The sequence below is a fragment of the Nocardia sp. NPDC004168 genome (genome assembly GCF_040610355.1).
Lineage (GTDB): Bacteria > Actinomycetota > Actinomycetes > Mycobacteriales > Mycobacteriaceae > Nocardia > Nocardia sichangensis.
In genome coordinates this window covers 1-1,461 of sequence record NZ_JBEXME010000106.1, presented here as the reverse complement: position 1 = coordinate 1,461, position 1,461 = coordinate 1, and the positions used below count along the sequence as shown (strand labels likewise).

Sequence of the window (1,461 nt, the reverse complement as noted above, 5' to 3'; positions counted from 1 at the left end):
CGCGTTCCAGCGGTCGAAGCGCATGCGCCGCAGGCGCGAGTCTCGACCGCTGGAACGCGAGCCATAAGGGGCCGCGAACAACGCAGCGCCGCAGGCGCTGCAAATCAGACAAGGAGATTTCGCGTGCGCGACATGGTGGAGATCGGCATGGGCCGGACCGCCCGGCGTACCTACGAGCTGGACGACGTCGACATCGTCCCCTCGCGCCGGACCCGCTCGTCGAAGCAGGTCTCGCTGTCCTGGCAGCTGGACGCCTACCGCTTCGAGATCCCGTTTCTCGCGCACCCCACCGACGCCCTGGTGTCCCCGGAGTTCGCCGTCGAACTCGGCCGCCTCGGCGGGCTCGGCGTGATCAACGGCGAGGGACTGTGGGCGCGGCACGCGGATGTCGGCGCGAAGATCGACCAGTTGCTAGAGCTGGTCGGCAAGGGCGGTTACGAGCGCGCCGTGGCGTTGCTGCAGGAGTTGCACGCCGCGCCGATGCAGCCGGATCTGCTCGCCGCCGCGGTGGCGCAGGTCCGCGCCGCCGGCGTCACCGTGGCGGTGCGGGTGAGCCCGCAGAACGCGCGCACGCTCACCCCGGCGCTGCTGCAGGCGGGGATCGACCTGCTCGTGGTGCACGGCACGATCATCTCCGCCGAACATGTCGGCGACGGTGAGCCGCTGAACCTCAAGACCTTCATCGCCGACCTGGACGTGCCCGTGGTCGCAGGCGGCGTGAGCGATCACCGCACCGCGCTGCACCTGATGCGTACCGGAGCGGCGGGCGTGATCGTCGGCTACGGCTCCTACCCCGGCGCGACCACCACCGGCGAGGTACTCGGCATCGGCGTGCCGATGGCCACCGCGATCGCGGATGCCGCCGCCGCCCGCCGCGATTACCTGGACGAGACCGGCGGTCGCTATGTGCACGTCATCGCGGACGGCGACATCTCCACCTCCGGGCAGCTGGCCAAGGCGATCGCGTGTGGCGCGGACGCGGCCATGCTCGGCGTCCCGCTCGCCGTGGCCGCGGAGGCGCCGGGCCGCGGCTGGTACTGGCCGTCGGCGGCCGCGCACCCGTCGGTGCCGCGCGGGTCGATGCTGCACGTCGACGATCCGTGGGATCTCGGTGGCGAGCCGGTCGGCGACACGGTGCGCCCCAGCCTGGAGCGGGTGCTCTTCGGCCCGTCCGACGATCCGTTCGGTTCGCTGAATCTCGTCGGCGGCCTGCGTCGTTCGATGGCCAAGGCCGGTTACTCGGACCTCAAGGAGTTCCAGAAGGTGGGCCTGAGCGTACGCGCTTGAAGGTAGGCGTGAGCGTACTGCGGCGCACCCTCCCAGCCACCCGGCGATCACCGGAGAAGCGAGTCTTACGAGCGCCGTTCGCGGCCCGGCTCGCGTTCCAGCGGTCGAAGCGCATGCGCCGCAGGCGCGAGTCTCGACCGCTGGAACGCGACGCGATCCGAGCGCCTCGTTAAC

1 protein-coding gene is annotated in these 1,461 nt (G+C 71.1%); it reads left to right on the top strand.

Annotated elements, in window-relative coordinates; all coding sequences use genetic code 11:
• Nucleotides 1-123: 123 nt before the first annotated feature.
• The gene (locus ABZW96_RS37625; protein ID WP_355081654.1) at nt 124-1,287 is read left to right on the top strand and encodes a GuaB3 family IMP dehydrogenase-related protein; all 1,164 of its coding nucleotides are present in this window, start codon (nt 124-126) and stop codon (nt 1,285-1,287) included.
• Nucleotides 1,288-1,461 lie beyond the last annotated feature (174 nt).